General features: G+C 69.3%; 25 protein-coding genes and 1 tRNA gene. 15 read left to right on the top strand and 11 right to left on the bottom strand.

Going from position 1 to position 26,898, the window contains the following annotated elements; genetic code table 11:
* Positions 1–67 precede the first annotated feature (67 nt).
* The 5 genes from G9Q37_RS05815 to G9Q37_RS05795 all read left to right on the top strand — a co-directional run bounded on the left by G9Q37_RS05815 (position 68) and on the right by G9Q37_RS05795 (position 4,649).
* On the top strand, positions 68–1,255 hold the full coding sequence (locus G9Q37_RS05815) for an ABC transporter substrate-binding protein (protein WP_166225861.1): 1,188 nt from the start codon (positions 68–70) through the stop codon (positions 1,253–1,255).
* Positions 1,256–1,337: 82 nt separating this feature from the next.
* Positions 1,338–2,201: a branched-chain amino acid ABC transporter permease gene (locus tag G9Q37_RS05810; protein ID WP_166225858.1), complete on the top strand. Its 864-nt coding sequence runs from the start codon at positions 1,338–1,340 to the stop codon at positions 2,199–2,201.
* A complete protein-coding gene (locus G9Q37_RS05805; protein WP_166225855.1) occupies positions 2,198–3,181 on the top strand; it encodes a branched-chain amino acid ABC transporter permease in 984 nt (327 codons plus the stop codon). Before G9Q37_RS05810 ends, G9Q37_RS05805 begins: the two co-directional genes overlap by 4 nt.
* Positions 3,178–3,939, top strand: coding sequence for an ABC transporter ATP-binding protein (locus G9Q37_RS05800; protein ID WP_166225852.1), 762 nt, complete (start codon positions 3,178–3,180; stop codon positions 3,937–3,939). Before G9Q37_RS05805 ends, G9Q37_RS05800 begins: the two co-directional genes overlap by 4 nt.
* On the top strand, positions 3,939–4,649 hold the full coding sequence (locus G9Q37_RS05795) for an ABC transporter ATP-binding protein (RefSeq protein ID WP_420810308.1): 711 nt from the start codon (positions 3,939–3,941) through the stop codon (positions 4,647–4,649). The genes G9Q37_RS05800 and G9Q37_RS05795 overlap by 1 nt, the downstream gene beginning before the upstream one ends.
* Positions 4,650–4,839: 190 nt before the next feature.
* On the opposite strand, the gene G9Q37_RS05790 is transcribed toward G9Q37_RS05795, so the two are convergent.
* A complete protein-coding gene (locus G9Q37_RS05790; protein ID WP_166225846.1) occupies positions 4,840–5,559 on the bottom strand; it encodes a GntR family transcriptional regulator in 720 nt (239 codons plus the stop codon).
* 72 nt (positions 5,560–5,631) lie between these two features.
* Between G9Q37_RS05790 and G9Q37_RS05785 the strand changes: the two genes are divergently transcribed.
* From G9Q37_RS05785 to G9Q37_RS05740, 10 genes are all read left to right on the top strand, one after another.
* Positions 5,632–7,017, top strand: coding sequence for a Rieske 2Fe-2S domain-containing protein (locus G9Q37_RS05785; RefSeq protein WP_166225843.1), 1,386 nt, complete (start codon positions 5,632–5,634; stop codon positions 7,015–7,017).
* The gene (locus G9Q37_RS05780) at positions 7,014–8,489 is read left to right on the top strand and encodes a glutamine synthetase family protein (protein WP_166225840.1); all 1,476 of its coding nucleotides are present in this window, start codon (positions 7,014–7,016) and stop codon (positions 8,487–8,489) included. Before G9Q37_RS05785 ends, G9Q37_RS05780 begins: the two co-directional genes overlap by 4 nt.
* Positions 8,490–8,512: 23 nt before the next feature.
* On the top strand, positions 8,513–8,836 hold the full coding sequence (locus G9Q37_RS05775; protein WP_166225837.1) for a 2Fe-2S iron-sulfur cluster-binding protein: 324 nt from the start codon (positions 8,513–8,515) through the stop codon (positions 8,834–8,836).
* 33 nt (positions 8,837–8,869) lie between these two features.
* Positions 8,870–9,565: a fumarylacetoacetate hydrolase family protein gene (locus G9Q37_RS05770; RefSeq protein ID WP_166225834.1), complete on the top strand. Its 696-nt coding sequence runs from the start codon at positions 8,870–8,872 to the stop codon at positions 9,563–9,565.
* Positions 9,566–9,660: 95 nt separating this feature from the next.
* On the top strand, positions 9,661–10,707 hold the full coding sequence (locus G9Q37_RS05765; protein ID WP_166225831.1) for a TRAP transporter substrate-binding protein: 1,047 nt from the start codon (positions 9,661–9,663) through the stop codon (positions 10,705–10,707).
* A 71-nt stretch (positions 10,708–10,778) separates the two neighbouring features.
* Complete coding sequence (locus G9Q37_RS05760) at positions 10,779–11,333, top strand: NUDIX hydrolase (protein WP_166225828.1); 555 nt, start codon at positions 10,779–10,781, stop codon at positions 11,331–11,333.
* Positions 11,334–11,344: 11 nt separating this feature from the next.
* Entirely contained in the window at positions 11,345–12,523 is a 1,179-nt protein-coding gene (locus G9Q37_RS05755) for an MFS transporter (protein WP_166225825.1), read from the top strand.
* Between the two features lie 20 nt (positions 12,524–12,543).
* Positions 12,544–12,993 (top strand): EVE domain-containing protein, encoded by a 450-nt coding sequence (locus G9Q37_RS05750; RefSeq protein WP_166231000.1) that lies wholly within the window; start codon positions 12,544–12,546, stop codon positions 12,991–12,993.
* A gap of 74 nt (positions 12,994–13,067) precedes the next feature.
* Positions 13,068–13,547, top strand: coding sequence for a hypothetical protein (locus G9Q37_RS05745; protein WP_166225822.1), 480 nt, complete (start codon positions 13,068–13,070; stop codon positions 13,545–13,547).
* 20 nt (positions 13,548–13,567) lie between these two features.
* Complete coding sequence (locus G9Q37_RS05740) at positions 13,568–16,177, top strand: hypothetical protein (protein WP_166225819.1); 2,610 nt, start codon at positions 13,568–13,570, stop codon at positions 16,175–16,177.
* Between the two features lie 5 nt (positions 16,178–16,182).
* Here G9Q37_RS05740 and G9Q37_RS05735 read toward each other — a convergent pair whose 3' ends face one another.
* From G9Q37_RS05735 to rpmI, 10 genes are all read right to left on the bottom strand, one after another.
* Positions 16,183–19,308: an error-prone DNA polymerase gene (locus G9Q37_RS05735; RefSeq protein ID WP_166225816.1), complete on the bottom strand. Its 3,126-nt coding sequence runs from the start codon at positions 19,306–19,308 to the stop codon at positions 16,183–16,185.
* Between the two features lie 8 nt (positions 19,309–19,316).
* Complete coding sequence (locus G9Q37_RS05730) at positions 19,317–20,621, bottom strand: Y-family DNA polymerase (RefSeq protein WP_205710727.1); 1,305 nt, start codon at positions 20,619–20,621, stop codon at positions 19,317–19,319.
* A complete protein-coding gene (imuA, locus tag G9Q37_RS05725; RefSeq protein ID WP_166225813.1) occupies positions 20,581–21,327 on the bottom strand; it encodes a translesion DNA synthesis-associated protein ImuA in 747 nt (248 codons plus the stop codon). Before imuA ends, G9Q37_RS05730 begins: the two co-directional genes overlap by 41 nt.
* Positions 21,328–21,458: 131 nt before the next feature.
* Positions 21,459–21,535: transfer RNA gene (locus G9Q37_RS05720), tRNA-Pro, on the bottom strand.
* 37 nt (positions 21,536–21,572) lie between these two features.
* Positions 21,573–22,028 carry a MerR family transcriptional regulator gene (locus G9Q37_RS05715; RefSeq protein ID WP_166225810.1) on the bottom strand — a complete coding sequence of 152 codons (456 nt, stop codon included), beginning with the start codon at positions 22,026–22,028 and terminating at the stop codon, positions 21,573–21,575.
* 122 nt (positions 22,029–22,150) lie between these two features.
* Positions 22,151–22,477: an integration host factor subunit alpha gene (locus G9Q37_RS05710; RefSeq protein WP_166225807.1), complete on the bottom strand. Its 327-nt coding sequence runs from the start codon at positions 22,475–22,477 to the stop codon at positions 22,151–22,153.
* A 32-nt stretch (positions 22,478–22,509) separates the two neighbouring features.
* On the bottom strand, positions 22,510–24,930 hold the full coding sequence (gene pheT / locus G9Q37_RS05705; RefSeq protein WP_166225804.1) for a phenylalanine--tRNA ligase subunit beta: 2,421 nt from the start codon (positions 24,928–24,930) through the stop codon (positions 22,510–22,512).
* Positions 24,931–24,955: 25 nt separating this feature from the next.
* Positions 24,956–26,008: a phenylalanine--tRNA ligase subunit alpha gene (gene pheS, locus G9Q37_RS05700; RefSeq protein WP_166225801.1), complete on the bottom strand. Its 1,053-nt coding sequence runs from the start codon at positions 26,006–26,008 to the stop codon at positions 24,956–24,958.
* 106 nt (positions 26,009–26,114) lie between these two features.
* The gene (gene rplT / locus G9Q37_RS05695; protein ID WP_166225798.1) at positions 26,115–26,477 is read right to left on the bottom strand and encodes a 50S ribosomal protein L20; all 363 of its coding nucleotides are present in this window, start codon (positions 26,475–26,477) and stop codon (positions 26,115–26,117) included.
* A 37-nt stretch (positions 26,478–26,514) separates the two neighbouring features.
* The gene (gene rpmI, locus G9Q37_RS05690) at positions 26,515–26,718 is read right to left on the bottom strand and encodes a 50S ribosomal protein L35 (RefSeq protein WP_009517525.1); all 204 of its coding nucleotides are present in this window, start codon (positions 26,716–26,718) and stop codon (positions 26,515–26,517) included.
* Positions 26,719–26,898: the final 180 nt, after the last annotated feature.

Below are 26,898 nucleotides of genomic sequence, written 5' to 3'. Positions count from 1 at the left end.
ATCGCCAAGCCCCGCTGCCCGAACCTACAGTGAGCCGCATCCCATCCACCCCCTGGAGACTCCGAACATGACTACCCGCCGTCTTGTCCTGACCCGCAGCGCCGCCGTGATCGGCGCGGCCTCTTCCGGCCTGCTGCTGCCCGAGATCGTGCGCGCGCAGTCCGACAAGGTCCGCGTCGGTTTCATGCTGCCCTACACCGGCACCTTCGCGCAGCTCGGCGTGGCCATCGAGAACGGCTTCCGCATGGCGCTCAACGAGCAGGGCGGCAAGCTGGGCGGCCGCGAGGTCGAGTTCTTCAAGGTCGACGACGAATCCAACCCGGCCAAGGGCATCGAGAACGCCACCCGACTGGTGCAGCGCGACAAGGTCGACGTGCTCGTGGGCACGGTGCACTCGGGCGTGCAGATGGGCATCCACAAGGTGGCGCGCGACACCGGCGTGCTCAACCTGATCCCCAATGCCGGCGTGCACATCGCCACGCGCGCGCAGTGCGCGCCCAACGTGTTCCGCACCTCGTTCACCAACAGCCAGCCCACGCTGGCCCTGGGCAAGCCCATGATGGAGCGCGGCCACAAAAAGGCCGTGTGGATCACCTGGAACTACGCCGCGGGCGACGAGGCCTTTGAAGGCTTCGAGAAGAGCTACACCGAGGCCGGCGGCCAGATCATCAAGAAGCTCGGCCTGCCCTTCCCCAACGTGGAATTCCAGGCCCTGCTGACCGAGATCGCCGCGCTCAAGCCCGATGCCGTGGCCTGCTTCTTCGCCGGCGGCGGTGCGGCCAAGTTCCTGCGCGACTACGAGGCCGCGGGCCTGAGCAAGAACATCCAGCTCTGGGGTTCGGGCTTCCTCACCGAGGGCGTGCTCGACGCCGCCGGTGACGCGGCCAACGGCGTGCTCACCACCATGCACTACAGCGATTCGCTGGACACCCCGCGCAACAAGAAATTCCGCCTCGACTACGCCAAGACCTTCAAGCTCCAGCCCGACGTGTACGCCGTGCAGGGCTACGACACCGGTCTGCTGCTGGTCAAGGGCGCCAACGCGGTCAAGGGCGACATGGCCAACAAGCAGGCGCTCTACGCGGCCATGCGCGGCGCCGAGATCGACAGCCCGCGCGGCAAGTGGAAGATGAGCCCCTCGCACAACCCGATCCAGGACATCTACCTGCGCAAGGTCGAGAACCGCGAGAACAAGGTGATCGGCATCGCCGGCAAGGCCGTCGCCGACCCGGCCACCGGCTGCCGCATGGCCTGAACCTCCAGCGCCTGAACCACCGCAACCGGCGCCCACGCGGCGCCGGTTTGCCGTGTGCCGCGCGGGCCCGCACCACGACACCATGGACTTCGCCAATTTCCTCATCCAGCTGCTCAACAGCGTCCAGTACGGGCTGCTGCTGTTCATGCTGGCCGCCGGCCTCACGCTGATCTTCGGCATCATGGGCGTGGTCAACCTGGCGCACGGCAGCTTCTACATGCTGGGCGCCTACCTCGCGTGGTACTTCAGCTCGACGCTGGGCAGCCTCACGCTGGCCATCGTGCTCGGCACAGTGCTCGCGGTGGTGTTCGGCTGGCTGCTCGAGTGGCTGCTGTTCCGCCACTTCTACCACCGCGACCACCTCGACCAGGTGCTGCTCACCTTCGGCCTGATCTACATCTTCGAAGAGGTGCGCTCGATCTTCTGGGGCGATGACGTGCACGCGGTGCAGGTGCCCGAGCTGCTGAACTGGTCGATCCCGCTGACCGACACCCTCTCCTACCCCATCTACCGCCTCGTCATGTCGGGCATCTGCATCGTGCTCGCCATCGGCCTGTACCTGCTGATCAGCAAGACGCGCCTGGGCATGAAGATCCGCGCGGGCGCCTTCAACCGCGACATGACCGAATCGCTGGGCGTGAACATCCGCCTGATCCACGGCGTGGTGTTCGCGCTCGGCGTGGGCCTGGCCGCGATCGCGGGCATGCTCGCTTCGCCCATTGCCAGCGTCTACCCCGGCATGGGCAGCTCGGTGCTGATCATGTGCTTCGTGGTGGTCGTCATCGGTGGCATCGGCTCGGTGCGCGGTGCGCTGGTGGCGGCACTGCTCGTGGGCCTGGTCGACACCTTCGGCAAGGTGCTGCTGCCCCAGATCGCGGGCATGGCGGTCTACATGCTCATGGCCATCGTGCTGCTCTACAAACCCGAAGGCCTGTTCAAGCAATGAGTGCCGCCAAAGCCCAACTCGAAAAGCTGCCGCGCAGCATCCGGTTCGTGCTGGCGCTGGGCGCCATCGCGCTCGCGGCCTTCCCGCTGCTGCCCATCGCGGGCGCCGATTTCTACCTCGGCATGCTCTCGCAGATGATGATCCTGGCCATCTTCGCCATGAGCCTGGACCTGCTGCAGGGCGTGACCGGCCTGGTCTCGCTGGGCCACGCGGCCTTCTTCGGCATCGCTGGCTATGCGCTGGCCTTCATGACGCCGCCCGACGCGCCGATCGCGCTCTGGTGGTCGCTGCCGCTGGCCGCGCTGGCCGCCGCGCTGGCCGCGCTGGTGATCGGCTTCTTCGTGGTGCGCACCCACGGCATCTACTTCATCATGGTCACCATGGCCTTCGCGCAGATGGTGTACTACCTCTTCTTCGACAACAAAGGCCTGGGCGGCTCCGACGGCATCTACGTGACCTTACGCCCCGACGCCACCGCTCTGGGCCTGGACCTCGACAACAAGACCGTCTTCTACTACTTCACGCTCGCGGTGCTGCTGCTGGTGTATGCCGGCCTGCGCCGCCTGCTGTTCTCGCCCTTCGGCCGCGCGCTCGCGGGCATCCGCGTGAACGAGCACCGCATGCGCGCCGTGGGCTACGGCACCTTCGGCTACAAGCTCACGGCCTTCACCATCGCGGGCGCGCTGGCCGGCGTGGCGGGCTACCTGTGGGCCGCACAGACCGGCTTCGTGAACCCCGAGCTCATGGGTTTCCACATGAGCGCGCACGCCATCATGATGGTCATCCTCGGCGGCATGGGCAATTTCGCGGGCGCCATCGTGGGCGCCTTCGCCTTCGAGTACGTGATGCACCTCTTCAAGGACCTCACCAAGCACTGGCAGCTGCTCATGGGCGGCTTCATCGTGCTGGTGGTGATCGTGGCACCGCGCGGGCTGCTGGGCCTCATCGACCGCTTCGGCAAGCGCGGGGAGAAAGCATGAGCGAATTGCTGCTTTCCGCCCAGAACCTGGTCAAGCGCTTCGGCGGCCTGGCCGCGGTGAACGGCGTCTCGGTCGACCTGCACCGCGGCCGCATCCACGCGGTCATCGGCCCCAACGGGGCGGGCAAATCCACGCTGACCAACCTGCTGTCGGGCGACCTGCCCACCACCAGCGGGCAGATCCGGCTCAACGGCCAGGACATCACGGGCCTCTCGCCCGAGCGCATCTCGCGCCAGGGCCTGGGCCGCAGCTACCAGAAGACCAACATCTTCCTGCCCTTCACCGTGCGCGAGAACGTGCGCCTGGCCGCGCAATCGCGCGAACGCCACGCGCCGTTCAACCCGCTGCACTGGTTCAGCGCCGCCACGCACATGGCCGAGGCGAACCGCCGCTGCGAGCGCGCGCTCGAACTCGCGGGGCTCACGGCGCGCGCCGGCAGCGTGGCCGCGGCCACCAGCCACGGCGAACAGCGCCAGCTCGAGATCGCCATGACCCTGGCCACCGAGCCCACCGTGCTGCTGCTCGACGAACCGCTCGCGGGCATGGGCGCGGCCGAGGCCGAGACCATGGTGGCGTTGCTGCACCGCCTCAAGGCCGAACACGCCATCATGCTGGTGGAGCACGACATGGACGCCGTGTTCGCGCTCGCCGACGTGCTCACCGTGATGGTCAATGGCCAGGTGATCGCCAGCGGCACGCCCGAGCAGATCCGCAACGACGAAGGCGTGCAGGCGGCCTACCTCGGGGAGGAGCATTGATGACCGCTCTCATTGAAGCCAAGGGCCTGCACACGCACTACGGCCAGAGCCACATACTGCGCGGCATTCATTTCCGCATCGAGCCCGGCCAGACGCTGGGCCTCATGGGCCGCAACGGCATGGGCAAGAGCACGCTGCTCAAATCGCTCATGGGCCTGGTCAAGCCCAGCGGCGGCACGGTGCAGGTCAAGGGCCGCGACATGACGGGCGCGTCGCCCTACGCGGTGGCGCGCGAGGGCATCGCCTACGTGCCCGAAGGCCGGGGCATCTTCGGCAACCTGAGCGTGAAGGAAAACCTCGTGATGGCCGCGCGGCCGGGCACGCGGGGCCAGCGCGAATGGACCTACGAGCGCGTGCTCGACACCTTCCCGCGCCTGGCCGAGCGGCTCAACCACGGTGGCCAGCAACTGAGCGGCGGCGAGCAGCAGATGCTCACCATCGGCCGCGCGCTGATGACCAACCCCGACCTGCTGATCCTCGACGAGGCCACGGAAGGCCTGGCGCCGCTGATCGCGCGCGAGATCTGGCGCATCTGCGGCCTGATCCGCGAGAGCGGCATCAGCAGCGTGATCGTGGACAAGAACTGGAAGCACGTCACGCAGATCACCGACCGCAACGTGATCCTCGTGAAGGGCGAGGTGGTGTTCGAAGGGGCCACGCCCGAGCTGCTGGCCAAGCCCGAGTTGCTGGCGCAGCACCTGGGCGTTTGATCCTTTCTCTCCGCCACTTCGCGCAGGTCGGGTGCCCGTGCGCAGGCGCCATTCGCGGTTGCCTCAGAGGCCGCGCGCCAACCACGGTGTTGACGCAGCAGCGCCTGCACCCCAGAAGCAGACACCCGCGAGCACGCCGAAGCACGGGCACCCGCTCCAGCGGCCCACGCGCAAAAGCAGGCAAAAAAGCTCAGCCCACCACCAGCTTCATCAAGGGCATCACCCGCTCGCTCTCCGAACGGCGTTCGAGCGCGAGCCGCATGTTCATCTGCGCCACTTCGGTGTGCTCGGTGGCCAGGGCCTGTGCCCGCGCGCTTTCGCCGCGGCGCAGCGCGTCGAACAGCATGTGGTGTTGCCGGTGCGCGTACAGCATCCAGTCGCGGTCCAGCGCCACCGTGCCCTGCATGGGCAGCATGGCCGACGCGGGTGCGAACGGCAGCTTGTCGTTGAGCGCCACCGCGCGCTGCAAGGCACGGTTGCCGCAGGCGTCGAGGATCAGCGCATGGAAGCGATCGTTCATGCGCGCGTAGGCCGCATAGCTTTCCAGCGTCAGCGGGTTGTCCGCCAGCAGGCGGTCGCCCTCGTCGAGCAGCGCCTGCAGGTCGTTCTGCAGCGCGCGCGGCACGCCGTGCTCGGCCACCAGCCGCGCGGCCATGCCTTCGAGGTGCCCGCGCACCGCGATCGCGTCGATCACCTCCTGCGCGGTGAACTGGCGCACCAGGTATTTGCCGGTCTCGTTGGCCTCGACCAGGCCTTCCTGCTCCAGCGTCACCAAGGCCGCGCGCACCGGTGTGCGCGAGGCGCCCAGGCGCTCGGCCAGTTGTTGTTCGGCCAGGCGCTGGCCGGGTTCGAACTGGCCCGAGAGGATCCAGTCGCGCAATTGCATCAAAACGGTTTCTTGCAAGCCCATGGGCCGGACTGTACACTGAACGCAAAAAACGGGATACCGTTTTCCCATTCCCTGCATCCGAGGCCCCGCCCCATGAAAGCTGAACTCAACCAACGCCTGACCCAGGTCGGCCCGGGCACGCCCGGCGGCCGGCTGCTGCGCCGCTACTGGCAACCCGTGGCCCTGCTCGACGAGTTCGACCCGGCCATCGATCCGGCCATGGCGGTGCGCCCCGTCAAACCCGTGCGGCTGCTGGGCCAGAACTTCGTGCTGTTCAAGGACGCGCAGGGCCGCTTCGGCCTGCTCGACCGCGACTGCCCGCACCGCGGCGCCGATCTCGCCTACGGCCGCAACGAAGGCGACGGCCTGCGCTGCCCCTTCCACGGCTGGAAGTTCGACGTCGACGGCCGTTGCCTCGAAACCCCGGCCGAGCCCGAGGGCAGCACGCTGTGCACGCGCGTGCGCCAGCAAAGCTACCCGCTGCAGGAACGCAGCGGCGTGCTGTTCGCCTGGCTCGGCGAGGGCGAGCCGCCCGCCCTGCCCGCGCTCGATTGTTTCGAAGCCCCGTCCACGCACACCTTCGCGTTCAAGGGCCTGTGGCACTGCAACTGGCTGCAGTCGTTCGAGGTCGGCATCGACCCCGCGCACGCCTCGTACCTGCACCGCTTCTTCAACGACGCCTCGCTCGACGACGCCTACGGCAAGCAGTTTCGCGGCGCGAGCGCGGGCGAGGTGGCGGGCGAGCGCTGGCCCATGACGCGCGTGATGCGCGAGTTCGGCCGCCCCGAGATCAGCCACGAGGCCAAGCCCTGGGGCCTGCAGCTCACCGCGCTGCGCCAGCTCAACGAACAGCTGACCCACGTGCGCGTGACCAACGCGGTCTTCCCGCAGACTTTTGTGATCCCGCTTTCGGAGACGATGACGATCACGCAGATGCACGTGCCCGTGGACGACACGCACAACTACTGGTACGCCTTCTTCACCAGCTTCGACGCCCCCGTGGACAAGGACGCCATGCGCCAGCCGAGGCTCGAGGCCGTGACCCTGCCCTTCTTCACGCCCAAGATGGGCCGCCACAACCACTGGGGCTTCAACCCGCAGGAGCAGGTGGAGCGCACCTACCTGGGCATGGGCGAGGACGACATCAACGTGCACGACCAGTGGGCCTGCGAAAGCATGGGCGCCATCCAGGACCGCACGCGCGAACACCTGGGCACGAGCGACAAGGTCATCATGGCGCACCGCCGCCTGCTGCAGCAGGCCATCGACGCGGTGGAGCAAGGCGGCAGCGCACCGGGCATCGCCGATCCGGCCCGACACGCCGAGATCCACGGCCCCGACACCATCGACGGCTTCGCGCCCACGGGCGATTGGCAGACCTGGTGGCAGACCGCGGTGCGCGAGCGCCGCGAGCGCGCGCCCTGGACGGCCGAAGCCAAAGCGCTGGCCGACGCCGCCGCAGCCCTGGGCGCGAAATGAGCTTTGCGCACACCTGCGGCGTGCACGACGCCGCACGCGAAGCCGCGTGCCTGCGCCTGGCGCGCCTGATCGAGGAGCGAGGCATCCAGCGCGTGCGCCTGGGCTGGTGCGATGCGCATGGCCTGCTGCGCGGCAAGACGCTGATGCCGCACGCGGCGATCCGCGCACTGCGCGATGGCGTGGGCATGGTGGGCACGCTGATGCTCAAGGACACCGCCGACAAGACCGCGTGGAAGGTGTTCGAGCCCGGTGGCACCGACGACCTGCCCGGCTTCGCGGGCGCGGCCAACCTCATGGTGCTGCCCGATCCCGAGAGCTTCGTCGAGCTGCCCTGGGCGCCCGGCACCGGCTGGCTGCGCTGCCAGCCCTGGCACGCCGACGGCACACCGGTGGCCCTGGACAGCCGCCGCGTGCTGCAGACCGCGCTGGCCGCGCTCGCACGGCACGGCCTGGGCTACAAGACCGGGCTCGAGGTCGAGTTCCACATCTACCGCCTCACCGACCCCACGCCGCAGCTCGACCCCGAGCGCGCGGCCTGGCCGGGCGAGCCGCCCGCGGTGCAGATGGTGCACCCGGGCTACCAGTTGCAGGGCGAGGCGCTGATCGACCTCGCCGACGAGCCGCTGCGCATCGTCGAGCGCACCGCGCTCGGCCTGGGCCTGCCGCTGCAGTCGCTCGAGATCGAGCTCGGCCCGAGCCAGGTCGAGGCGGTGTTCGACGCCACCGACGCGCTCACCGCGGCCGACCAGATGGTGCTGCTGCGCAACGGCGTGAAGCAGGCGCTGCGCCGCGCCGGCTACCACGCCACCTTCATGTGCAGACCGCCGTTCCCGAACATCATGTCCAGCGGCTGGCACCTGCACCAGTCGGTGATCGATCTGGCCAGCGGCCGCAACGTGTTCCAGCGCGACACCCCGGCCCCGGGCACCACGCCGCGCGACGCGCTGCACACGCTCAGCGACACCGGCGCGCACTGGCTCGCGGGCCTGCTCGAACACGCGCGCGCGCTCACGCCGCTGTGCACGCCCACGGTGAACGGCTTCGGCCGCTTTCGGCCCAACGCGCTCGCGCCCCAGGCCATTCTCTGGGGCCGCGACAACCGCGGCGCCATGCTGCGCGTGGTGGGCAGCGCGGGGGACGCCGCCACGCGCATCGAGAACCGCCTGGGCGAACCCGCGGCCAACCCGTACCTGTGCATGGCGGGGCAGATCCACGCGGGGCTCGACGGCCTGCAGCGCCGGCTCGCCGCGCCCCCAGGCACCGAAGCGCCCTATGCCGAGGGCAGCGAACGCATTCCGAACAACCTCGGCGATGCGCTGGCCGCGCTGCGCAGCGACACGGTGCTCACCCACGCGCTGGGCCCCGCCGTGGTGAACCACTTCTGCCGGATCAAACAGCAGGAGCTCGACCGCCACACCGCGGCCGAGGACAAGACCGACTTCGAGCGCCGCGAGTACTTCGCGCGCTACTGACCCCGCCACCGAAGCCCACAACCATGATCACCCTCCACCTCGTCACCGCCGACCAGCGCACGCGCGAGCTGCGCTGCGCCCCGGGCCAGAGCCTCATGAAAGCCGCGGTCGACGCCGGCGTCGACCAGATCGCCGCCGACTGCGGCGGCACCCTCACCTGCGCCACCTGCCACGTGTACGTGGACGAGGCCTGGGCCGCGCGCCTGCCCGCCCCCGTGGCCGACGAAACCGACATGCTCGATTTCGCGGCCGCGCCGGTGAAGCCCAACAGCCGGCTGTCGTGCCAGATCGTGCTCACGCCCGACCTCGATGGCCTGGTGGTGCACCTGCCGGCCACGCAGTACTGACGGCCGGCGCACGGCCGGTGGCACACTCCGCCCATGACCTACCTTTTCACCCCACCCCCCACCGTGTCCGTGCCCGTTGTGGGCCGTGGCGAACGCTTCCCCGTGCACCGCATCTACTGCGTCGGCCGCAACTACGAGGAGCATGCGAAAGAGATGGGCTTCACCGGCCGTGAACCGCCCTTCTTCTTCCTCAAGCCCGCCGACGCGCTGGTGGTGGCCGAGGCCGGCCAGACCGCGACCATCGCCTACCCCCCGCTCACGAAGAACCTGCACCACGAGATCGAGCTCGTGGTGGCCATCGGCACCGGCGGCCGTGGCATCCAGGCCGCCGACGCGTTCAAGCACGTGTACGGTTACGCCGTGGGCCTGGACATGACGCGCCGCGACCTGCAGAACGACATGAAGAAGCAGGGCCGGCCCTGGTGCATCGGCAAGGCCTTCGACGAGTCCGCCCCGATCGGCCCGATCACGCCCGCCAGCGAGGCCGGCGACATCGTGAACGCCGCGATCTGGCTGCAGGTGAACGGCGCCGACCGCCAGCGCAGCCACATCAACAAGCTGATCTGGAACATCGCCGAGACCATCGAGCACCTGTCCGCGGCCTGGGCATTGCAGCCCGGTGACCTGATCTACACCGGCACGCCCGAAGGGGTGAACGCGGTGGTCAGCGGCGACACCCTCACCGGCGGTGTCGACGGCCTGGTCCCCATCTCGGTGCGCGTGGCCTGAGGCATGCACGCCCGCCTTCGGGTTTGACCTCTCACACCGCGCCCGTCTCTCGCTTTAGGCTTCAAACAAGTTCAACACCACGGAGACCCTCCACCATGATCCAACGCAGAACCCTGCTCCAGTCCGGTGCGGCCATGGCCCTGGGCGCACCCGCGCTCACCGGCTTCGCGCAGCAAAGCGTCACCCTGAAGTTCCACACCTTCATGGCGCCGCAATCGAACGTGTACATCAACATGCACAAGGCGTGGATGGACAAGGTCGAGAAGGACTCGGGCGGCCGCATCAAGTTCGAGGGCTACCCCGCGATGCAGCTCGGCGGTACGCCGGTGCAGCTGTACGACCAGGCCCGCGACGGCGTGGTGGACATCGTCTGGACCCTGCCGGGCAACACCCCGGGCCGCTTCCCGCGCATCGAGGTGTTCGAACTGCCGTTCATGATGAACAACGCCGAAGCCACCTCCAAGGCCTACTGGGAGTACGTGCAGACCCTGGCCGTGGACGAATTCAAGGAGACCCAGGTGCTCGCGCTGCAGGTGCACGGCCCGGGCATGTTCCACATGCGCAACAAGCTCGTGAAGACCGCCGACGACCTGCGCGGCTCCAAGGTGCGCGGCCCCACGCGCCAGATCACCAAGATGCTCGGCTACCTCGGCGCCACGCCCGTGGGCATGCCGCTGCCGCAGATCCCCGACTCGCTCTCCAAGGGCGTGATCGACGGCTGCGTGATCCCCTGGGAGGTGGTGCCTTCGGTGAAGGTGCACGAGCTCACCAAGTTCCACAGCGAGTTCGACCCCGCCGGCGGCGCCCTGTACACCACGACCTTCGTGATGGCCATGAACAAGGCCAAGTACAACAGCCTGCCGCCCGACCTCAAGGCCGTGATCGACAAGAACTCGGGCATCGAGACCTCGGGCTGGCTGGGCAAGACCCAGCAGGCCGGTGACGCGGCCGGCCGCAAGTCGGCGGTCGACCAGGGCAACACCATCCACAAGATCTCCGCCGCCGACGCGCAGGAATTCAAGCGCAAGGCCCGCCTGGTCGAGGTGGAGTGGATGCAGGAGATGGACAAGCGCGGCCACGACGGCAAGAAGCTGTTCGAAGGCGCCAAGGCGCTGATCGAAAAACACGGCAAGAAGGCGTAAAGCCCATTGACCGAGCGAAGGCCGGGGGCTCCCCGGCCTTTTTTGCGTCCGAGTCCCACTAAACTGCCGCGATGCTGCGTCCGCCCGCCAAGTTCTGCCGCAACTGCGGCACCGCCGTGCTGATGCGCCTGCCCGACGACGGCGACACGCGCGAACGCGCGGTCTGCCCCGCCTGCGGCACGGTGCACTACGACAACCCGCTCAACGTGGTGGGCACTGTGCCCGTGTGGGGCGAAGACGGCGCCCAGGTGCTGCTGTGCAAGCGCAACATCGAGCCGCGCTGGGGCAAATGGACGCTGCCTGCGGGCTTCATGGAGCTGGGCGAAACCACCGCCGAAGGGGCGCGCCGCGAAACCGACGAAGAAGCCGGCGCGCAGATCGAACTCGGCGAGCTGTTCACGCTCATGAACGTGCCGCGCGTGGGCCAGGTGCACCTGTTCTACCGCGCACGCCTGCTCAGCGACCGGTTCAACCCGGGCCACGAGACCATTGAGGCGCGCCTGTTCCACGAAGACGAGATCCCCTGGGACGAGATCGCCTTCCGCACGGTGCGCGAAACGCTGCAGCACCACTTCGCCGACCGCCGTGCGGGGCGCTTCGGCTTTCACGTGATCGACATCCTCTGAGGCCGGCCGGCATGCGCAGCAACACGTCGCTGGTGCTGCGCCTGGGAACGGCCCAGACGCTGGCCTGGGCCTCCAGCTACTACCTGCCCGCCATCCTCGCGCGGCCCATGGCCGAGGCCACCGGCGTGCCGCTCGCCTCGGTGTGGCTGGCCTTCTCCCTGGCGCTGCTGCTGTCCGCGGCCATCGGCCCGTCGGCGGGTCGCCGCATCGACCGGCTCGGCGGCCGGCCGGTGCTCATGGCCACCAGCGGCCTGTTCGCCCTCGGCCTGGGCCTGCTCGCGCTCGCGCAGGGCCCGGTGTCGCTGTACCTGGCCTGGACGGTGGTGGGGCTGGCCATGGGCGCCGGCCTGTACGAGGCCGCCTTCGCCACGCTGGTGCGCCTGCAGGGCCGCGACGCCCGCGGCGCCATCACGGGCATCACCTTGCTCGCGGGCCTGGCCAGCACCGTGGGCTGGCCGCTGTCGGCGTGGATGGAGGCGCAGTTCGGCTGGCGCGGTGCCTGTCTGGGCTGGGCCGCCCTGCACCTGCTGCTCGGTCTGCCGCTCAATGCCAGCCTGCCGCGCACCGAGGCGCTGCCGCCGCCCGAAGCGCTGGCGCCGCACAGCGCGGCCGCGCCGTCGGAGCCGCCGCGCCACGTGGCCTGGGTGCTGGCCTACGTGTTCGCAGCCACCTGGTTCGTGAGCAGCGCGCTCGCCGCCCACCTGCCCGATCTGCTGATGGCCAGCGGCCTGTCGCTGGCCGGCGCACTCGCCGTCGGAGCGCTGGTGGGGCCGGCGCAGGTGGCGGGCCGCCTGCTGGAGTTCGGCGGCCTGCGCCGCTTCCACCCCCTGTGGTCGGCGCGGCTGGCCGCGGCGCTGCACCCCGTGGGGGTGCTGGTGTGGATGGCGCTGGGCGCAGCGGCCGCCCCGGTGTTCGCCCTGTTGCACGGCATGGGCAACGGCATGCTCACCATCGCCAAGGGCACCCTGCCCCTGGCGTTTTACGGCCCGGTGGGCTACGGTCGGCGCCAGGGCTGGATCGTGGCGCCCTCGCGGATCGCCCAGGCATTCTCGCCGCTGGCCTTCGGGACGCTGGTGGAGCGCTGGGGCGCCGGCGCCTTGTGGGTGTCGGGCGCGATCGTGGCCAGTGCGCTCGCCTGCCTGTGGTGCCTGCGCACGGGCACCGGCAACAGCCCTTCGACAGGAGCCTGACGGTGGTGCAGTACTGGCTGATGAAATCCGAGCCCGACGAATGTTCGATCGATGACGCGCTGGCCGCGCCCGGCGCCACCGTGCCCTGGACCGGTGTGCGCAACTACCGGGCCCGCAACTTCATGCGCGACACCATGCGCATCGGCGACGGCGTGCTGTTCTACCATTCCAGCTGCCCCGAGCCCGGCATCGCGGGGCTGGCCCGCGTGGCATCGGCGCCCTACGCCGACCCCACCCAGTTCGATCCCGACTCGCCCTACTTCGACCCGGCATCCCGACGCGACGCGCCGCGCTGGCAACTGGTGGACGTGCAGGCCCTGCGCAAGACGCCCCTGCTCGGCCTGCCGGCCTTGCGCGCCGATCCCGCGCTCGACGGCATGCTGCTGCTCCAGCGCGGCAGCCGGCTGTCCATCACGCCGGTGAGCGAAGCACACTGGCGGCATATCACCAAACGGCTGACGGCCGATTGACGGAACCTTGACGTTGCGCCCGTTCACACATTCGCGCGAAGTACACAGCATGTCTTCAAGCGAGGTGCGCATCGATGGATCGATTCGAACTGGGCGGATGGCTCCAAAGCCTTCACGACGACGCGGCCCTGGCGGGCGCCGGGGTACTGGCTGCTGACAGCGCCGCCCACCTGATCCTCGTCGATGACCTGTGGGTGCTGGTGTCCCTCGACGAAGAGGATCAACGCCTGCGGATCGACGTGGTGCTCGCCGATCCCCCCGAGAGCCTGACCGACGCCACGCTGCACCGCGAGTTGCTGCGCTGGCACTTTGAACGCCCCTACGACCTGCAGCACCTGCAGTTCGCGCTCGCGGCCGACGGCACCGTGGTGTGCCACAGCGACTGGCCGCTCGAACCCGACACGCCGCTCGACACCCTGACCGAACAACTGCACGACCTCGTCGATGCGGTTCAGGACGCCTGGTGCCAGGTGTGCGCCCAAGGGCTGCTGGCCCTGGCGGCACGCCCGGCACGCAGCGGCAGCGCATCGATCGCGAACAACGAGTTGAGCTGAATCCACCTAGGAGGTCATTGATGTGTACGCCGAAAAGCCTGAGCAGAAACGCGAGCTATGCCCTGATTCCCCTGGACTCATCCTGCTCTGAGTCATCCGACTTGCTGCCGTCGCCACCGCAACACGGGGCCGGCCGCCGAAGCGAACACGCCCCACCGCCGCGCAGGGTCTGCGAGGCGGCGCAAGCGGTGCAGCGGCGCGACGACGCCGCCCGCGGCGCTCCCTCGTTCCGCTTCGAAAGCGGGACGCTGTTCATGCGGGCCGGTTCGGGGCCCGAAGGCGGCACGCACGATGGTGTCACGCCCGAGCGCTCGATGGCCCTGAGCCAGGCCGCGCCAACCAGCGGCCTGCTGGCCTCATCCAGCGCGAGCGCGGCCTACGGCGGTCTCGCGGCAGCGCTGGCGTGCAAGGGCGTCGCTTTTGCTTTCGATGCGTCGAAGATCCTCATGTGCTTCACCACCATCGGCAGCATGTACGACATGTATGCCACGGGCATGGGCGTGGTCGACGCCCACAAACAGCACGTGCACTGCATGAAGATGCGCGTCGACTGCATCAAGATTCTGACGGATGCGCAACAGCGGCTGGCGAGGAACGAAGACCCCGACGCCCAACGCATGCTCATCAGCGCGGCACGCGAAGTGCTCGGCTTGCTGCACGGCCTGTCGGCGAGCTTCGAAAAGCTTTATGTGCACAAGGATGTGGCCGCGGTCTGGGCGACGCGGCGCGAACTCCAAAGGATGCTGGTGGACACCGACACCGCCATCGCCGAGCTGATGCAGACAAGCGACTCTCTCGAAGCCGACAACGGTCTCGTGCGGCAGGCACTGGGTGACGCCCTGCAAACCGCGTCCATATTGCGAGACACGCTCGAGGCGATGCCCAAGGCACGTTTGCACGGCAAAGGCCCCTGGCAGCGCTGGCGTGTGGGGCACAGCGAGTGGGTGCGGCTCGTACCCCTGGTCAAGCGACTCAGGGCGAGGCAGGAAGCGCAAGAAGAACAAGACAGCGCTGCCAGAGAATGTGACCCGCAGCACAAGAGCAACCCGACCTTTGCCCAAGTGCTCACGCTGCTCAAGGGGCTGCAAACCCGCACCGACAAGCTCGGGGGCAACGACCCCCTGGGCGGCATCGGCCAGCACGAGGCCAAGTTCTGGCGCGACGTTCACCTGGCGGGCGCACAACCGCTGCTGTTGCTCAGCGCGCACGCGAGCCTGCTGGCCCAGGCGCCCGGCGCCCTGACCGGCGTGGCCGGCTTGTTGCTGCCCATGGCCGTGTTGCAGGGCATGCTCGACCTCAAGGACGTCAAACGCAGCCACCACGACCTGGCGCTCGACAAGGCCTCACGCCTGGAAAGCCTGGAGCGGATCGCGGGCGAACTCGCCGGCGCGGACCGGGCAAGGCCACACGAAGCGCACCTGACCCGCACGGTGATGCACGCCGCCCTGAACCGGCACCTCACCGACGAGAAGACGCGCAAGATCAAGCAGTGGCTCGCGCGCTTCCGCGGCTTCAGTGCAACGGCTGGGCTGTCGGTCGGCACGCCCGCGAACCTGAGTGCCATGTTTGCCGTGGGGGTGATGGGCGTCACGGGCGTTTCCGTCAGCACGGGCGGCGTGGCGCTGGGGGTGGTGGGCGCCGTGGCGTCGACCGCGGTGCTTCCCCTGCTCGGGGGCATCAGCTACCTGAAAAAGCGCGACTGGAGCCTGGACAAGCAAGCCCGCCGCGAACACAAGGACGCCCTGCGCTTGCTGCAGGCGCTGCAGGCCGCGGGAAAACCGCTTCACGCGTTCATGAACGCCAGCGACGAGGACCGCGACCACATGTGCCAAGACCTGGGCCTGTCGAAGGCCCGACGCCTGGCCCACAACCCCTACGTCGTCAGCACCTACGTGGCCGAAGGACTGCGCCAGGGCGCCCACCACCACCCATGCCCCGGCTACCCCTCGCCGGCCCGCATGGTGCGCTGGGCCGCGGTGCTGGGCATCCCGCTGTCCTTGATCGACAGCCTCGCCCCCCATTGCCCCCCCGCGGATCACGTGAAGCTGACACACCAGTTCGCCGCCCGCGCTTTTGGCCGCCATTGGTACACCGACGCACCCAGCGCACCTGTCGCCTCGAAAGCCTCGGACGCCTCGGAAGTGGAAGAAGCCTGGGCAACGTCGTCAACGTCGGAAGCCACAGAAACGTCCGACGACATCAGCCTTGCGACCGACTCTGACCGGGAAGACCAGGTGCCCTCCGAGCCGCCCGCGGTCCAATGGCTCGGGCGCCTGGAAACCGCCATGAAGGCGCTGGGCGAAACCCGCCGCGACCGCGTGGGCCGGGCGCTGGCGCGCAAGGGCGTGCCGGTGCGCAACCCCTTGGGCACGCCCAAGCGCGTGCTGGAAGCGCTGGATGCCGACCCCTTGCTGGCGGGTGCCCTGCTCAAGCAACTGGGCCTGAGCCCCGTCGAACCGCAGAGCCAACAGGTTTTGCAGACCACCAAGGATCTCGTCAGTGGCCTGACCGACACCATGCATGGCCTCAAGCAGGCCTCGCGCATGCAGCGGCGCCTGGGGGAAATGGCCCAGGTGATCGAGCGGCTGCAAGCCGCCGATCCTGGGCCCACCATGCCTGCGGCCGCCTGACCCCCTCAATGAAAGTCCCGGCTCCTGCCCGTGGCCAGTTGCCCGAGCAGGGGCGTGAGGTCTTCCAGGTAACCTGCGATCAGGTTGCCCACCGGGCCCTCGCGCTGCCAGTGCCCATACACCGCGAGCAGGCGCGCGTGCAACAGCACCTGGCGAAAGCGCTCGCGGATGCGCCGCCACACGATGACCTGCACCACACCGGTCTCGTCCTCCAGGCTCACGAAGACCACGCCACTGGCGGTCTCGGGCTGCTGGCGCAGCGTGACGATGCCCGCGCAGCGCACAAGCCGGCGGTCGGGCGCGGCCTGCAGATCGGCCGCGCTGAGCAGGCGGCGGCGTTCGAGCACCGGACGCAACAAGGCCAGCGGGTGGCGCCTCAGCGTGAGGCCCAGGCTCATGTAGTCCCAGGCAACGGCCTCGCCCTCGGGCGCCTCGGGCAGCGCCAGCGGCGCTTCGTGCACCGGCGCCTCGGCCAGCAAGGCGGGCACCGCTTGCAGCGCCACCGCGTCCCACACCTGCTGGCGCCGGTGCCCACTGAGCGAAGCCAGCGCATCGGCCGCGGCCAACTGCGCCAGCTCCCGCCGCCCCAGCCGCGCGCGCCGCGCCAGATCGGCCACGTCGTCGAAAGCCCGCGCGCTGCGCGCGGCCACGATGCGCTGCCCGGCCGCCGCCGACAAACCGTCCACGAGACCTAGCCCCAGGCGCACGGCTCGCAGGGGGCCGGCCGCCTGGGTCGGGGGGGCGAGCGCTGCGTCCCAGTCGCTGTGCGACACGTCCACCGGCAACACCTCCACCCCGTGGCGGCGCGCGTCCTGCATCAACTGGTTCGGCGTGTAGAAGCCCAGGGGCTGGCTGTTGAGCAAAGCCACCAGGAACACATCGGGGTGGTGGCGCTTGATCCAGCAGCTCACGTAGACCAGCTTGGCAAAGCTCGCGGCATGGCTCTCGGGAAAACCGTAGCTCGAAAAGCCCTTCACCTGCTCGACCACGCCACGCGCGAACGCCGGGTCGTAGCCGCGATCGGCCATGCCCTGCAGCAGCCGCTGCTCGTAGCGGCCCAGGTTGCCCTTGCGCTTCCAGGCCGCCATTGCGCGGCGCAGACCATCGGCCTCGTCGGGCGTGAAGCCCGCGGCGATCATGGCGATCTGCATGCACTGCTCCTGGAACACGGGCACGCCCAGCGTGCGTTCCAGCGCGTCGTGCAGGGCCGGTGGGTAGACCACGGGCTCCTTGCCCTGGCGCCGGTTCAGGTAGGGGTGCACCGCTCCGCCCTGGATCGGGCCGGGCCGCACCAGCGCCACCTCGATCACCAGGTCGTAGAAGCGGCGCGGCCGCAGGCGCGGCAGCATGCTCATCTGCGCGCGGCTTTCGATCTGGAACACGCCCACGGTGTCGGCCTCGCAGACCATGTCGTAGGTGGCCGCGTCTTCCCGGGGCACGTCGGGCATGCCGAAGGGCCGGCCCAGGCGCTGACCGATCAGCTCGAGCGCCTTGCGGATGGCGGTGAGCATGCCGAGCGCGAGCACGTCGACCTTGAGCAGGCCCAGCGCGTCGAGGTCGTCCTTGTCCCACTCGATCACGGTGCGGTCGGGCATGGCCGCGTTCTGCACCGGCACCAGGCGCGTGAGCGGCCCGCGCGTGAGCACGAAGCCCCCGGTGTGCTGCGACAGGTGGCGCGGAAAGCCCATGAGTTCGGTCGCGAGCTCGACCAGCTGGCGCACCTGCAGCGACGCGGGGTCGAGACCGACCTCGATCAGCCGTTCGGGCGCGATGCCCTCGCCCTCCCACCAGCGCACGCCCTTGTTGAGTGCCTGGATCACCCCCAGGTCCACTCCCAGGGCCTTGGCCACGTCACGCAACGCGCTGCGCGGGCGGTAGCTGATGACGGTGGCCGTGAGCGCGGCGCGGTCGCGGCCGTATTTGCGGTAGAGGTACTGGATCACCTCCTCGCGCCGCTGGTGCTCGAAGTCCACGTCGATATCGGGCGGCTCGCGGCGCTCGCGCGAGATGAAGCGCTCGAACAGCATGGACATCTCGCCCGGGTTCACCTCGGTGATGCCCAGGCAGAAGCACACCACGCTGTTGGCCGCCGAGCCGCGCCCCTGACAGAGGATGTTCTCGCGGCGCGCGAAGGCCACCACGTCGTGCACCGTGAGGAAGTAGTGCTCGTAGCGCAGCTCGGTGATGAGCGCGAGCTCGTGCTCGATCTGCCGCTCCCAGCGCGGCGGCACGCCCTCGGGCCAGCGCCAGGCCATGCCTTCGCGCACCAGCTGGCGCAACCAGCTCGCGGGCGTGTGGCCCGGCGGCACCACCTCGTCGGGGTACTGGTACCTGAGCTCGTCGAGCGAGAAGCGGCAACGCGCCGCCACCTGCAGGGTCTCGGCCAGCAGCTCGGGCGGAAAGCGCTGCGACAGCAGCAGGCGCGAACGCAGCCGCTGCTCGGCGCTTTCGGCGAGCTCGAAGCCGCAGTCGCGCAAGGGCCGGCCCACGCGCGTGGCGGTGAGCACGTCGTGCAGCGGTTTGCGCGAGCGCCGGTGCAGGCGCGCATCGCCCACCGCCACCAGCGGCACGGCGCACAACCGGCCGCTTTCGCGCAGGCGGTGCAGGTGCAGCTCGTCGTCGAGCGCGCGGCGCTGCACCACGCCCAGCCAGCAGCGGCCGATGAAGTGCTGCAGCAGCCAGCGCGCGATCGCGTCGCAGGCGCTTTGCGGCGCATGCCGTGCGGGCATGGCGATGGCCAGGCATTCGGGCAGCGCGGCGCCGTCGATGTCGTGCGGCGCCAGCCGGTACGTGCCCTTGGGCGAGCGCCGGCGCAGGCGCGTGATGAACTCGCACAGGTGGCCATAAGCCTCGCGCGAGGTGGCCAGCAGCACCAGCGCGAAGCGGCCGTGCACCGGGTCGTCGACCTCGAAGCGGCTGCCGATCAGCAGCGGCAGGCCGCGCTCCTTCGCGGCCACGTGCGCGCGCACCACGCCGGCCAGGGTGCAGTCGTCGGTGATGGCGAGCGCGCTGTAGCCGAGTTCGTGCGCGCGCGCCACCAGCTCCTCGGGGTGGCTCGCGCCCTGCAGGAACGAGAAGTTGGAGAGGCAGCACAGCTCGGCGTACGCCGGCAGGGTGGCGGGGGCATCCATCGGGGGCCTCAGGCGAAAAAGCCGTGCAGGTACCAAGCCGGTGCCGCGCCGTCGGTGGCACGGGTCTGGAACACCCACAACAGGCCCGCGCGCGCGGAAAACGCCAGCCAGTAGTCGCGCACCACCAGGTGCATGCGGCCCCGCGATTCTTCGCGGTCCCACCAGCCGCCTTCCACCCGCTGCGGTCCGAGCAACAGGCGCAGTTCGTCGAAGTACACCGGGCGGTTGCCACGCACCACGAGCTTGAGCGGCTCGGGCAGCAGAAAACCCGGCTGCGGGGTGTCGGTGAGCGGCACCGCCTGGCGCGGCAGTGGCCGATCGGCGGGCTGCCAGCGGCACATGGCTTCGGGACGGTGGTCGGCCACGGGCACGGGGCGCAGCACGCGCTGCTCGCCCAGCCGCGCGGCGATGCGCTCGAGCACCCGCGGCAAGGCCTCGCCGCCCTGCGCCGCGCCGGGCGTGGGCGGCAGCAGGTCGGTGCTGGTCTCGACCAGGGGGCGCACCTCGTCGGCCCGCAGCCACAACTCGCCCACAGGCGCCTGCAGCTGCACGTGCGCCAGGTGCTCGGCCAGCAGGCGCGCCAGGTGCTCGACGTCGCGCGTGGGCTGCGCGGTGCGCACGCCCAGGGCGTCTTCGGGACCGACCTCGCGCGAACGCATCGCGTCGTGCGCCCAGCGCAGCGTGAAGGCCAGCACCCCGCTGCGCCGCGCGAACAGCCAACCCGCCAGCTGCATCAGCAGGCGGCGCGCCCCGAACACCAGGGCGCCGGCCTCGTCCACGCGCGACGGCAGCTCCAGGCGGGCCTCGAACACCTCGGGCGCGACCAGCCAGCCATGGGCCTCGTGGGCCTCGCCATACAACTGGTCGAGCGCATGCAAGAGGGCCTGATCGAAACGGCGTCCGAGCGCGGCGCGCGGGCGGCGGCGCAGCTCGCCCAGGGTGCGGCAGCCGGTCTGCGCCAGGGCCTGGGCGTGCGGGCGCGCCGCGCTCAGCACGGACAACGGCAAGGCATCGAGCGCTGGCGCGAGTGTGCGGCCGTCGAGCTCGCCCCGGCCGGCTCGCGCCAGGGCCAGCGCAGCCAGGCCGTTGGGCCCCCAGGCCATGGCCTCGGCCCCGAGCTGCGCGGCCTCGCTCTGCACGCGTGCGCGCAAGGCCGCGCGGCCACCGAACAGGCGCACGCTCGCCGACAACTCGACCAGCACGGCCTCGTCGACCAGCGCCACCCGCGGCGTGTACCCCAGGGCCCAGAGCCCGAGCGCGCGCTGGGTGGCCTCAGTGCAGGACGGGCTCGGACACAGGGCGCACCACCACACGTGCGGGCTCCGTCGAAGGCCTTGGCAGCGGCCACAGCCGCGGCGGCAACACGGCCGCCAACCCGGGCGGCACCACCTGCAGGCGCAACGGCCGCGCCAGCGGCGGCCCTTTGCGCTTGAGCAACTCGAGTTCAATGCCCCAATCGGGCTGCGCCCGGGTCTTCAGGCGCAAGGGTGCGGGCGAGGCCTGGTGCGCGGCCTGGGCCGGCCGGCAGATGAACACGGGCGCGTCGTGCTCGGCTGCGAGCACCTGCAGGCGGCGCAGTTGCGGTCCGCGCGCCTGCGGCAACCAGGCCAGCACCGCGCCGCCGGTGCGGGCCTTGATCAGCTGCTCGGTGCTCCACAGGCGCTCGGCCGGTGCCCGGGCCTGCAGCCAGACCAGTTGCCGCGCCGGCAGGCCCCAGGCCACCAGCCCGGGCAGGTGCGGCGGGTGCGGCGGCCCGACCAGCAGCAGCTCCCGGCCTTCGCGGGCCAGGCTGGCCAGCACGGGCGCCAGCAGGCGCCACTCGGTGCCGCCATCGGGCTCGCCCAGGATTTCGGTGAGGGCGTGTGCGGGCCAGCCGCCCCCGGGCAGCACGGCGTCGAGCGGCGCAAAACCGCTGGACCAGGTGCGCCGCACGGCCGCGTCGAGCTGATTGGCCGACCAGACGCCGGCGGGCCAGGCAGGGGCCACGGACGCAGAAGGCTTCAAAACGGCCAGGGACATGGTGTCCTCCGGCGCGGTGGCTGGATCATGGAATCCTCACGATACTGTATTTATTTACAGTATAAAGAGTTCACGCAGCCGGAAAGCAAAAAAGCCCTCGAACCTTTCGATTCGAGGGCTTTCGCAATAAATGGTCGGCGTGGCGGGATTCGAACTCGCGACCCCTTGCACCCCATGCAAGTGCGCTACCAGGCTGCGCTACACGCCGACAAGCCTCGCATTATAGCCTGCGAAAAAGGCCGTTTTCAGGGAGTCAGGCGCAGAAGTTCGCGAATTTCGAGCAACTCGCGCCGCACCTCGCTCACGAGCGAAGTCGGGACCACCGGCGCGGCCACCGTGGCCGACACCACCACCGTGTCGTCCTCGTGGATGACGGCGTCGAGATCGATCACATCGATGGCCTCGTCCTCGTCGTCGCGGCGGCGCTTCTCGTCGCGTTCGGTCTGGGCCAGTTCCTGCAACTTGTTGCGCGCCCCGCTGATGGTGAAGCCCTGTTCGTACAGCAGCTCGCGGATGCGACGGATCATCAACACCTCGTGGTGCTGGTAATAGCGCCGGTTGCCCCGGCGCTTCATGGGGCGCAGCTGAGTGAACTCCTGCTCCCAGTAGCGCAGCACGTGCGGCTTGACGCCACAGAGCTCGCCCACCTCACCGATGGTGAAGTAGCGCTTGGCGGGAATCGGGGGGAGAGAATTCTCCATGTAAATCAAGGCGGTAGAAACCGAACCTTGAATTTACTCTAAGTGCCGGCCAACCGGAGGGGGGTATGCCGGTTTTCGTGAGATATGTTGCAGCCAGACTCCAGGCGGCCGAGCAGCGGCGATCAATCGCCGATGACCGCCGCCTGCACCTGCTCCTTGAGCTTGGGGCTGGCGTGGAAGGTGACCACGCGGCGTGCCTCGATGGCCACGGGCTCGCCGGTGCGCGGATTGCGGCCGGGACGGGCCGCCTTGGTGCGGATCTGGAAATTGCCGAAGCCGGAGATCTTCACGTCGGTCCCGTTGACCAGGCTCTCGGTGATGAGGTCGAAGAAAGCGTCGATCATGTCCTTGGACTCACGCTTGTTCAGACCGATCTGGTCGAACAGCAGCTCGGCCAGTTGCGCCTTCGTGAGGGCCGGGGTTTCGAGGCTTTCGACAGCCAGTTCCATTCTTCGATCTCCTTGCTTGCGACGGGCCGGGTTCAGGTGCGCAGGCGCGCGCCGGTGCGCTGTTGCAGCGCCGCCAGTGCCGCGGCCACCGTGGCCTCGATCTGTTCTTCGGTCAGTGTAGCGTCGTCGCGGTTGAGCACGAGGCGCACCGCGAGGCTCTTCTCGTCGGCGGCCAGGTTGCCCGCGGGCGCGCCTTTCTTGGGCCGGTAGACATCGAACAGCACCGCGTCGCGCAGCCACTCGCCGCCCGCGGCGCGGATGGCCGACAGCACCGCGTCGTGCGTCACCGACTCGTTCACCACCAGGGCCAGGTCGCGCTCGACCGGCTGGTGGCGGCTCACGCCCTGGAACACGGGCACGGGACGGGCCAGCACCGCGTCGAGTTCAAGTTCGAACAGCACGGGGGCGCTGGGCAAGTCGTAGGCCTGGCGCCAGCGCGGATGCAGTTCGCCCACATGGCCGATGCAGCGGCCATCGAGCCAGACGGCGGCGCAACGGCCCGGGTGCATCGCGGGGTGCTCGGCGGCGCGGAACTCGGCGCGGCGCGGCGCGAGCAGCGCCTCGACATCGCCTTTGGCGTCGAAGAAGTCGGCCACGCGTTCGGCCTCGCCCCACTGCAAGGCATTGACCGGACCGCCGGCCAGGCCGGCCACGCGCATGGGCTGGTCGAAGCCGGCCACGCTGGTGTCGCTGTCGGCGACCGACGTGTCCTTGCGGAACACGCGGCCGATCTCGAACAGGCGCACGCGCTCCGCGCGGCGGTCGAGGTTGAACTTGAGCGCGGCGATCAGGCTGCCCACGAGCGAGGAGCGCATCACGCTCATCTGGCTCGCGATCGGGTTGAGCAGCTTGATCGGGTCGGCGTTGCCCGCGAGTTCATGCTCCCACCGCGCCTCGACGAAGCTGAAGTTGATGGTTTCCTGGTAGCCCAGCTGCGCGAGCTGGCGGCGCAGCGCGAACGGGCCGCGGCGCGCCTCGGGGCGGATCTTGGCGGTGATGGGCGCCAGCGGCGGCGTGGTCGGCAGCTGCTCGTAGCCGATCAGGCGCACCACCTCTTCGATCAGGTCTTCCTCGATCTGCAGATCGAAGCGGTAGGCCGGCGGCGTGACGGTCACCGTGCCCTCGCCTTCCTGCACCGCCAGGCCCAGGCGACGCAGGGTGTCGGCGCACTGCGCCTGGCTCACGGGCATGCCGATGACCTTGCTCGCGCGCGCCACGCGCAGCGTCACGGGCCTGGGCTGCGGCACATTGACCACGTGGTCGTCGATCGGGCCGGCCTGGCCGCCGCAGATCTCGAGCACGAGGCGCGTGATGTGTTCGATGTGCTCGACCGTGGTCGAGGGATCGACGCCGCGCTCGAAGCGGTGGCCCGCGTCGGTGCTGAAGTTGTAGCGGCGTGAGCGGCCCGCGATGGCCTTGGGCCACCAGAACGCGGCCTCGATGTAGATGTTCTTCGTGTCGTCGGACACCGCGGTGGCGTCGCCGCCCATGATGCCCGCGAGCGACTCCACCGCCTGCTCGTCGGCGATCACGCCGACCTCGGCGTCGACCGTGATGGTGTTGCCGTTGAGCAGCTTGAGCGATTCGCCCGCACGGCCCCAGCGCACCTGCAGGCCGCCGTGGATCTTGTCGAGGTCGAAGATGTGCGAGGGGCGGCCGAACTCGAACATCACGTAGTTGGAGATGTCCACCAGCGGCGAGACGCTGCGCTGGCCGCAGCGCGCCAGTCGTTCCACCATCCAGGCCGGCGTCTGCACCTGCGTGTTCACGCCACGCACCACACGGCCGCTGAACCGGCCACACAGATCGGCGGCTTCCACGCGCACGGGCAGGCGCTCGGCCAGCGCCACGGGCGCCGCCGGGAAGCTCGGCGCCTGCAGCGGTGCACCCGTGATGGCCGAGAGCTCGCGCGCAATGCCGTACACGCTCAGGCAGTGCGCCAGGTTGGGCGTGAGCTTGAGCGTGAACAGCATGTCGTCGAGCGCGAGCTGCTCACGGATGTCGCGGCCCACCACGGCGTCGGCCGGCAGTTCGAGCAGGCCGCCATGGTCTTCCGAGAGCTTGAGCTCGCGCGCCGAGCACAGCATGCCCTGGCTTTCCACGCCGCGCAGCTTGCCGAGCTTGATCGCAAAGGGCTTGCCGTCGTCACCGGGCGGCAGTTCGGCGCCCACGAGCGCGCACGGCACCTTGATGCCCACGCGCGCATTGGGCGCACCGCACACGATGTTGAGCAAGGCGCCCTGCCCCACGTCCACCTGGCACACGCGCAGGCGGTCGGCGTTCGGGTGCTGCTCGGCGGCCCTGATCTCGCCCACCACGACCTTGGAGAACGGCGGGGCCACGGGGCGCAGCTCCTCGACCTCGAGCCCGGCCATGGTGAGGGTGTCGGCGAGTTGCTGGCTGGTCAGCGGCGGGTTGCAGAAGGCGCGCAGCCAGGATTCGGGGAATTGCATGGTGGTCGCTTGTCGGCTGGTCGGCTTATCGGAACTGGCTGAGGAAACGCACGTCGCCGTCGAAGAACAGGCGCAGGTCGTTCACGCCATAGCGCAGCATGGTCAGGCGGTCGGGCCCCATGCCGAAGGCAAAGCCGATGTAACGCTCAGGGTCCAGGCCCATGTTGCGCACCACGTTCGGGTGCACCTGGCCCGAGCCCGCCACCTCGAGCCAGCGCCCGGCCAGCGGGCCGCTCTGGAACTGGATGTCGATCTCGGCGCTGGGCTCGGTGAACGGGAAGAAGCTCGGGCGGAAGCGCAGCACCAGGTCTTCGCTCTCGAAGAAGGTGCGGCAGAAATCGGTGAAGACGACCTTGAGGTCCTTGAAGCTCACGTTCTCGCCGATCCACAGGCCTTCGCACTGATGGAACATGGGCGAGTGCGTGGCGTCGCTGTCGACGCGGTAGGTGCGGCCCGGCGCGATCACGCGGATCTCGGGCATGCCCTGCCCCGCGTCGAGCGCCGCGCGGTGGCGCTTGACGTGCTGCACCGCGTGGCGGATCTGCATCGGACTGGTGTGCGTGCGCAGCAGGTTGGGCGCCTTGGCCGAACCGCCTTCGACGTAGAAGGTGTCGTGCATGGAACGCGCCGGGTGGTCCTCGGGCGTGTTCAAGGCGGTGAAGTTGAACCAGTCGGACTCGATCTCGGGGCCGTCGGCGACCTCGAAGCCCATGGAGCCGAAGATGGCCTCGATGCGTTCGAGCGTGAGGCTCACCGGGTGCAGCCCGCCCGCGCCGCGCTGGCGGCCCGGCAGACTCACGTCCAGCGCTTCGGCCTTGAGCTGGGCCTGCAGTTCGGCGTCGGCCAGGGCCTGGCGGCGCTCGGTGAGTGCGGCCTCGACGGCCTGCTTGGCGACGTTGATCGCGGCACCGCGCGTCTTCTTCTCGTCGACCGACAGCGCCCCCATGCCCTTCATGAGCTCGGTGATGCGGCCGGCCTTGCCGAGGTAACGGGCCTTGGCGTTCTCCAGCTCGGCCGGCGTGGCGGCCTGCGCGAATTCGGCGCGCGCGCTGTGAACCAGGGAGTCCAACTCGTTCATGCGATGGGTGTCCGATGCAATGAAAAAAGGGCTGAAGCCGGCGGGTGACCCCTCAAGCCTCAACCCTTTCGAACGGCCGCGGGCGGACAAGCCGCCCGGCCGGGGATCAAGCGTTGGCCAGCTTGGCTTTGACCTGCTCCACGATGCTGCCGAAAGCCGCGGGATCGTTGACGGCCAGGTCGGCGAGGACCTTGCGGTCGATCTCGATCTGGGCCTTCTTCAGACCGTTGGCGAACTGGCTGTACGTCAGGCCGTTGGCGCGTGCACCGGCGTTGATACGGGCGATCCACAGTTGGCGGAACACACGTTTCTTGGTGCGGCGGTCGCGGTAGGCGTACTGGCCGGCCTTCATCACCGCCTGTTTGGCGATGCGGAAGACGTTACCGCGGCGGCCGCGGAAACCTTTGGCGAGGGCCAGAACTTTCTTGTGTCGGGCGCGAGCCGTGACACCACGTTTGACGCGAGGCATGTTGCTTCTCCTTGTTCGTCGTGATTACAAGCCAGCCTTACAGCCCGGCGAAAGGCAGCATCTGCGCCATGTGACCCATGTTGGTCTCATGCACATTCACCGCACCCCGCAGGTGGCGCTTGTTCTTGGTGGTCTTCTTGGTCAGGATGTGACGCTTGAAGGCTTGACCGCGCTTGACGGTGCCACCGGGACGAACGCGAAAACGCTTCTTCGCGCTGCTCTTGGTCTTCATCTTGGGCATTGGAATGCTCCTTTTGATTTGTGCTCGTGAGGCGCCCGCGGCAACGAACCGCGGTCTTGATGGGCCCCGAGCCACTTTTGTCACCGCCCCTTGCGGGGTGGCGTTCGGCGCTCACCTTGCGGCGGGCGCCTCGATCGGCCGAGGGACCAACCTCGACCGATCAATCGGATGCTTCGCCGG

Origin of the sequence: Hydrogenophaga crocea, from assembly GCF_011388215.1 — a bacterium.
In the GTDB taxonomy this organism is placed as follows: Bacteria; Pseudomonadota; Gammaproteobacteria; order Burkholderiales; family Burkholderiaceae_C; genus Hydrogenophaga; species Hydrogenophaga crocea.
This window is presented reverse-complemented; position numbering and strand designations above follow the sequence as displayed.

Coding starts and splice junctions, on each gene's coding strand:
- G9Q37_RS05815 (WP_166225861.1), top strand. CDS start 68: ATGACTACCCGCCGTCTTGTCCTGACCCGCAGCGCCGCCGTGATCGGC.
- G9Q37_RS05810 (WP_166225858.1), top strand. CDS start 1,338: ATGGACTTCGCCAATTTCCTCATCCAGCTGCTCAACAGCGTCCAGTAC.
- G9Q37_RS05805 (WP_166225855.1), top strand. CDS start 2,198: ATGAGTGCCGCCAAAGCCCAACTCGAAAAGCTGCCGCGCAGCATCCGG.
- G9Q37_RS05800 (WP_166225852.1), top strand. CDS start 3,178: ATGAGCGAATTGCTGCTTTCCGCCCAGAACCTGGTCAAGCGCTTCGGC.
- G9Q37_RS05795 (WP_420810308.1), top strand. CDS start 3,939: ATGACCGCTCTCATTGAAGCCAAGGGCCTGCACACGCACTACGGCCAG.
- G9Q37_RS05790 (WP_166225846.1), bottom strand. CDS start 5,559: ATGGGCTTGCAAGAAACCGTTTTGATGCAATTGCGCGACTGGATCCTC.
- G9Q37_RS05785 (WP_166225843.1), top strand. CDS start 5,632: ATGAAAGCTGAACTCAACCAACGCCTGACCCAGGTCGGCCCGGGCACG.
- G9Q37_RS05780 (WP_166225840.1), top strand. CDS start 7,014: ATGAGCTTTGCGCACACCTGCGGCGTGCACGACGCCGCACGCGAAGCC.
- G9Q37_RS05775 (WP_166225837.1), top strand. CDS start 8,513: ATGATCACCCTCCACCTCGTCACCGCCGACCAGCGCACGCGCGAGCTG.
- G9Q37_RS05770 (WP_166225834.1), top strand. CDS start 8,870: ATGACCTACCTTTTCACCCCACCCCCCACCGTGTCCGTGCCCGTTGTG.
- G9Q37_RS05765 (WP_166225831.1), top strand. CDS start 9,661: ATGATCCAACGCAGAACCCTGCTCCAGTCCGGTGCGGCCATGGCCCTG.
- G9Q37_RS05760 (WP_166225828.1), top strand. CDS start 10,779: ATGCTGCGTCCGCCCGCCAAGTTCTGCCGCAACTGCGGCACCGCCGTG.
- G9Q37_RS05755 (WP_166225825.1), top strand. CDS start 11,345: ATGCGCAGCAACACGTCGCTGGTGCTGCGCCTGGGAACGGCCCAGACG.
- G9Q37_RS05750 (WP_166231000.1), top strand. CDS start 12,544: ATGAAATCCGAGCCCGACGAATGTTCGATCGATGACGCGCTGGCCGCG.
- G9Q37_RS05745 (WP_166225822.1), top strand. CDS start 13,068: ATGGATCGATTCGAACTGGGCGGATGGCTCCAAAGCCTTCACGACGAC.
- G9Q37_RS05740 (WP_166225819.1), top strand. CDS start 13,568: ATGTGTACGCCGAAAAGCCTGAGCAGAAACGCGAGCTATGCCCTGATT.
- G9Q37_RS05735 (WP_166225816.1), bottom strand. CDS start 19,308: ATGGATGCCCCCGCCACCCTGCCGGCGTACGCCGAGCTGTGCTGCCTC.
- imuA (WP_166225813.1), bottom strand. CDS start 21,327: ATGTCCCTGGCCGTTTTGAAGCCTTCTGCGTCCGTGGCCCCTGCCTGG.
- G9Q37_RS05715 (WP_166225810.1), bottom strand. CDS start 22,028: ATGGAGAATTCTCTCCCCCCGATTCCCGCCAAGCGCTACTTCACCATC.
- G9Q37_RS05710 (WP_166225807.1), bottom strand. CDS start 22,477: ATGGAACTGGCTGTCGAAAGCCTCGAAACCCCGGCCCTCACGAAGGCG.
- pheT (WP_166225804.1), bottom strand. CDS start 24,930: ATGCAATTCCCCGAATCCTGGCTGCGCGCCTTCTGCAACCCGCCGCTG.
- pheS (WP_166225801.1), bottom strand. CDS start 26,008: ATGAACGAGTTGGACTCCCTGGTTCACAGCGCGCGCGCCGAATTCGCG.
- rplT (WP_166225798.1), bottom strand. CDS start 26,477: ATGCCTCGCGTCAAACGTGGTGTCACGGCTCGCGCCCGACACAAGAAA.
- rpmI (WP_009517525.1), bottom strand. CDS start 26,718: ATGCCCAAGATGAAGACCAAGAGCAGCGCGAAGAAGCGTTTTCGCGTT.